This window comes from Okeania sp. SIO3B5 (genome assembly GCF_010692555.1).
Lineage (GTDB): Bacteria > Cyanobacteriota > Cyanobacteriia > Cyanobacteriales > Microcoleaceae > Okeania.
Map to the genome: position 1 here is coordinate 1 of NZ_JAAHHG010000593.1, position 5,843 is coordinate 5,843.

At 36.2% G+C, this 5,843-nt stretch carries 5 protein-coding genes; 3 read left to right on the top strand and 2 right to left on the bottom strand.

Features of this window, described 5'->3' with window-relative positions; genetic code table 11:
• Positions 1–225: 225 nt before the first annotated feature.
• Positions 226–1,074: a DUF3598 family protein gene (locus F6K54_RS38930; RefSeq protein WP_293089538.1), complete on the top strand. Its 849-nt coding sequence runs from the start codon at positions 226–228 to the stop codon at positions 1,072–1,074.
• Between the two features lie 976 nt (positions 1,075–2,050).
• Positions 2,051–3,034, top strand: a complete 984-nt coding sequence (locus F6K54_RS38935) for an alpha/beta fold hydrolase (RefSeq protein WP_293089540.1) — start codon at positions 2,051–2,053, stop codon at positions 3,032–3,034.
• Positions 3,035–3,922: 888 nt separating this feature from the next.
• Here the strand turns inward: F6K54_RS38935 and aat are convergent.
• Positions 3,923–4,501, bottom strand: coding sequence for a leucyl/phenylalanyl-tRNA--protein transferase (gene aat, locus F6K54_RS38940; protein WP_293089543.1), 579 nt, complete (start codon positions 4,499–4,501; stop codon positions 3,923–3,925).
• Positions 4,502–4,544: 43 nt separating this feature from the next.
• On the opposite strand from aat, the gene F6K54_RS38945 reads away from it, so the two are divergent.
• Positions 4,545–4,874 (top strand): hypothetical protein, encoded by a 330-nt coding sequence (locus tag F6K54_RS38945; RefSeq protein WP_293089541.1) that lies wholly within the window; start codon positions 4,545–4,547, stop codon positions 4,872–4,874.
• A gap of 266 nt (positions 4,875–5,140) precedes the next feature.
• Here the strand turns inward: F6K54_RS38945 and rpsN are convergent, their stop codons facing one another.
• Positions 5,141–5,443: a 30S ribosomal protein S14 gene (rpsN, locus tag F6K54_RS38950; protein ID WP_293063407.1), complete on the bottom strand. Its 303-nt coding sequence runs from the start codon at positions 5,441–5,443 to the stop codon at positions 5,141–5,143.
• Positions 5,444–5,843 lie beyond the last annotated feature (400 nt).

A 5,843-nucleotide genomic window follows, 5' to 3' on the forward strand; every position in this document is an offset into this window, starting at 1 on the left:
ACTTGAAGCCTCCCCTTGTAAGGGGAAAAAAGCGGTCGATGGATGGATGGGTTTCCTAACCATATCCAATCAACCAAGAGAAGAAATAATATTTCCTTATTTTCAATTCCGTAGCGGTTTTAACCAGAGGTAATTATCAATTATCAATTATCCATTATCCATTATCAATTAATGAATTATTCCCTCTTCCTTCTTCTATAAATATCAATAAATTTGTTGGAAAATATGAAAACACAATGGGAAAATTTTTTACAAAATCTCGGTGAATGGCATGGCTCATTTACTCAAATTTCTGCTCAAGGAGAAATAGTTGAAGATACACCTAGTATTCTGATTTTAGAAAGCTTGGATGAGCAGAATAAAACAGTCCGTCTCACTCTCCGTCGCTATACTTCTTCAGGGGATAATTCTCCGCCAAAAGTTAATGAATTAGTCAGAGAATATCAAAGCTTTGGCAAAGATACTATGTTTTTTGAAGATGGTGCTTTTTCTCAAGGTTCAATTCAAATATCACCAATTTCAGTTAATGGTGCTGAGTTTAGTTTTATTAATCAAAATCGTCGTCTCCGTTTAGTAGAATTATTTAATCAGAATGGAAATTTCCAAACATTAACTTTAATTCGAGAAAAACGAGCAGATACAAATGCTTTAGAAAATCCGACTCTCACAGTAGATGCTTTATTAGGAAAATGGCAGGGAGAAGCTATTACTATTTACCCAGATTTGCGGACACCGGATGTTTATCCAACTCAAATGGAGTTAAAGATTGAGAATACAGGTCGATTATTTCAGCAAATTACTTTTGGTAATAGTAATCAGAAAATAATTACTTCTACTGCAAGAATTGAAGGCTCTATTTTACACTTCGATGAAGGTTCTCAACCTGTAAAAGTCTTACTTATTCCTGATGGTGCTTCTGCTACTTTGCCGATGAAAGTTGAGTTGAGAAAGCCTATATTTTTTGAGGCTGGTTGGTTAATTAAACCTGACTTTCGTCAACGACTTATTCGTACTTATAATGAGAAAGGTGAATGGGTTAGTTTAACTTTAGTTACTGAACATAAAATTAATTGAAGAAGGTTTTAGGTTTTAGGTTTTAGGTGGTAGGCTGTAGGTTTTAGGTGGTAGGCTGTAGGTTTTAGGTTAATTAGGGTTTGCTGAATAAAATTTTAATCAATACCTGTAAAGGCTTCCAGGGTTTTTTATTATGAAAAAGTGCAAGGTTTTTGGCTCTTTTTGTCTCAAAATGCTAATACTTTTCCCCTGACAATGCCGAAAATTTGGCCGTAGCAGATAGTCTAAACTGTTGCCTGTTCCTTGTTCCCTGTTGCCTATCATCACCACCAGACTTTTGAGCGCAAACCCTAATTATTTAGTGGTAGGTTAAAATTACTTTTAGCGAGACCTAAATAACCTTGAAGAAGGAAAAAGAAAAAAGTGAATGGGGATTAGGTTTTAGGTTTTAGGTTTTAGGTTTTAGGTTTTAGGTTTTAGGTTGTAGGTTAATTATTTAGTGGTAGGTTAAAATTACTTTTAGCGAGACCTAAATAACCTTGAAGAAGGAAAAAGAAAAAAGTGAATGGGGATTAGGTTGTAGGTTTTAGGTTGTAGGTGGTAGGTTTTAGGTTTTAGGTTTTAGGTTTTAGGTTGTAGGTTAATTATTTAGTGGTAGGTTAAAATTACTTTTAGCGAGACCTAAATAACCTTGAAGAAGGAAAAAGAAAAAAGTTGATGGGGATTAGGTTTTAGGTTTTAGGTTTTAGGTTTTAGGTTTTAGGTTTTAGGTTTTAGGTTTTAGGTTTTAGGTTTTAGGTTTTAGGTTGTAGGTTAATTATTTAGTGGTAGGTTAAAATTACTTTTAGCTAGGCCTAAATAACCTTGAAGAAGGAAAAAGAATAAAGTTGATGGGGACTAAAAACTCAACCAATTGTACACATTGCTCATGAGGTGCGGGGTATTAAACTCAAAAGAAAAAGATAATTTTAGAATATATTTTCTTGAATAATCAAGAATACATTTAGTTATCTAGGAGAGAATAAAGAAGAAAAAAGTGAATGGGGATACTGAAAATTTGCCCCTGTATCTACAAACTCCAACTAATTGTAGAAATTATCTAGAAAATGAGGAATTAAACCAAAGAAAGCTATTAACAGAAGGTGAAAAAGTGTCATTATCTATCCAAATTATTCTGCTAGTCGCTACGACAATTTATCAAGCGATCGCCTGTCATTTGGAAAATCAAAAACCACCTCCAGGAAAACTATTTGATGTTGGTGGTTATCGTCTACATTTGTATGTTGTAGGAGAAGCTAGTCCAACAATTATTATAGACCACAGTTTAGGTGGAATAGAAGGATATTTCTTAGTAGAAAAACTGGCAAAATTAGGGCGAGTATGTATTTACGACAGAGCTGGATATGGATGGAGCGAACATAGCCCTCATCCTCGAACTAGCAATCAAATTGTCACAGAATTAGATACCCTACTTACCCAAGCAAAAATTCAGCCACCTTATATTTTAGTAGGAAATTCCTTTGGTAGTTACAATGTCAGATTATATGCTCATCGCTTCCCAGAAAAAGTTATTGGCATGGTACTTACAGATGGACTATATGAAACAGAAATGCTGAAAATGCCTATCCAATTACAAGCTTTAAAACTATTATTTATTTCCGGCTTTATTATGTCTATTTTAGGTTCAATATTAGGAATTATTCGGCTATTAAGAAAATGTCAAATATTTGAATTAATCAAACCTGAATTACAAGATTTTTCTCAAGAGTCGAGAAATTATGTAAAACGTTCTTTTTGTCGTTCTAAACACTGGATTACAATGAGCCGAGAAATGCTAAATCTAAATAATAGTGGAAATCAGGTTATTATTGCTAATCAGTTTGCTTCGATGCCAGTAGTTAGTATCAAAGCTAATTCTTTTTTTCACCCTTCTTGGTGGAGTTTTTTAATTCCTCTAAAATCAGCCAACAAATTACGAGACAAAATGCACAAAAATTTGTGTAATATCAAATCCGGTTAAACAGCCATAGAATGGTTAAGTCTTTAGAATTCAGCAATTCTGCAATTCAGAATTCAGGAGAAGAAAGATAAGACAAGATGAGCGTAGTTATGACAATTGGATAATTTTTTTATGTCCAATTAAGCGGATTTGATATAATCTATCAACAAATTGTGGTAAGCATTCAGCTATTAGCCATCAGCTATCAGCAATAATACCTTGTGCTTAAGGACAAGTTTTAAATGAATATAGAATTTGGAACTGACTTTTAGTCAGATTTTTCTAGCTTAATTAAATATTGCTTTTAGTGAGTGATAAAAGCACTCTTCTGATAGCTGATAGCTGACGGCTGAATGCTTACAAATTGTGTTCAAATTCAAGCTAATAAAAGTAGCCATTTTGTATGGAGAGACGAACCAGATCTAATTGTAGATGGTGTCAAAATTTTACTGAATAATTAATAATTAGGGTTTGCTGAAAAAGTCTTTTAGTAGCGGTAGGGAACAGGGAACAGGGAACAGGGAACAGTTTAGACTATCTGCTACGGCCAAATTTTTTAATACTCAGGGGAAAAGTATTAGCATTTTGAGGCAAAAGCAGCCAAAAACCTTGCATTTCTGAAAGCACCAAAAAAAGGCTGAAAGCAATATCAGTCAATGCTTTGATATTTAATCAGCAAACCCTAATTATCAATTATATCATGTCCGGATAATTAGTTATAAAAAAACTTTCTCCTTCAACTCCAGTTCTTCTTCTTTCTTCCCCTCCTGGGAGGGGTTAGGGGTGGGTTGACTCCTGACTCCTGACTCCTGAGGACTGACTCCTCCGTAGTTATTTATTTATCACTGTTCAACCGGACATGATATTATCCATTATCCATTATCCATTATCAATTAATGAATAGACAAACTAAATCAAACTACATCGACGACTTAATGCCAATTTTAAAAGTGCTTTATACTTTTTATCGCTAATAGTATAAGCTCCAAATCTTTCCAAATGAGGATTATTCATCTGAGCATCAAAAAACACAAATTCTCTCTCTCGTAGTCGCTCCACCAACTTTACCATCGCCACCTTCGATCCATCTGGAATATTGAAAAACATTGATTCTCCGATAAAACCACCACCAATGGCAATACCTAAAATTCCACCAGCAAGTTCATCTCCTTGCCAAGTTTCAAAACTATACGCCCAACCTGCTAAATTCAGTGCTTTGTAAATCTGCTTGAGTTCCCCAGAAATCCAAGTTGTATCTCTATCTGCACAACCTTCAACTACTGCCTCAAAGTCCCGATTAACAGCAACAGTAAAACGATTTTGATTAATCACACGACGTAGCGATCGTGGGTAGCGAAATCTTTCATCCAAAGGAATCAAAGCCCGTTTACGACTACCGTACCACTCTAAACTATTCTCTCCATCATTGGCCATGAGGAAGTAGCCTTGAGCATATCCTTGTATGATTGAATTAATATCATATTCCATCATGGAATTACTATTTACAATTTATAATAGAAAATTTAGAATCATGGCTGAACCCATAAAACCAATTACTTTACCAACAGCAGAAAACCCCGAACAGGAAGGGGAATGGTTGCGAACTTCCTTATACAAATGGCTCAATCAAGAGTTTATCCCAGAAAAAGTTAATGAGGATATTGCTAAAAGAGCGGCTCAAATATTTGTTCGCCATCGTATGGAAGGAGAAAATGATTTAGGCTCATTGGTAATTGCTATTGTGACAGAAATGCAAGCCTTTGATTTTTCCCAGAGTTTTTATGGAGAGTTCGCGATCGCTAATGCTGTTAGTGACTTGCTATTAGATAGTCTGGGAATAGAGCGCTGTTGTGGACAATGATTAAAGAAACTGTATTTGACTTATGAAATATAATCTGGTTGAACAGTCGTCCCTATCGACGATAGGAAGCAATCTCCGCGCACCCCTGAGATTGCTTCCTTCCACGTAGTGTACTAATTATCCAGATTTTATATGAAATATCTGGAAACTGGAGAATATCAATTTTAATAGTTGATAGCTAATAGCTGACGGCTGTTAGCTCCGTATTCCGCAGGAAATGCTTACATATCAGGAACGGGCAAGATGCCCATTCCACAGACTTGTAACTACCAGCTAGACTTAACAACTCCAGGTAAGAGACCTTCGTGAGCCATTTCTCGGATAGCGTTACGAGATAGTCCAAAGTCTCGATAATAACCTCTTGGACGCCCAGTTAACCAACAACGATTTCGCACGCGAGAAGGGGCACTATTACGAGGTAATCTCTGGATTTGACGATGGATTTCTATTTTTTCCTCTAAATCTTCTGCTTCTTCAAATTGCAGTTTAAGTTCTGCACGTTTAGCAGCATATTTTTCTACTAATTTTTTGCGTTTTTTCTCACGCTCGATCATGCTCTTTTTTGCCATGATTAGTTTCTGTAATTACTCCAAATAATCGGTATGTTTAATTTTAAGGTGTTATCCCAATCTTTAATAATACCATAGATTTTTTTAGGTGTGGAGAAGATGTTATATCATGTCCGGTTGAATAATTAGACTTTGGTGGAAGGAAGGCAGGAGGCAGGAGGCAGGAGGCAGAAGGTTTTCTCAAGAGTGTCACCTTTATTTTATACACGCTCCGATGCTACCGGACATGATATTAAATCCTTAAATGTTTGGTATAGCTAGGAATTTTACTATTCCCTACTCCCCTACTCCCCTACTCCCCTACTCCCCTACTCCCCCACTCCCCCGCTCCCCCGCTCCCTTACTCCCCTACTCCCCCACTCCCCCGCTCCCCCGCTCCCTTACTCCCCTACTCCTCCGC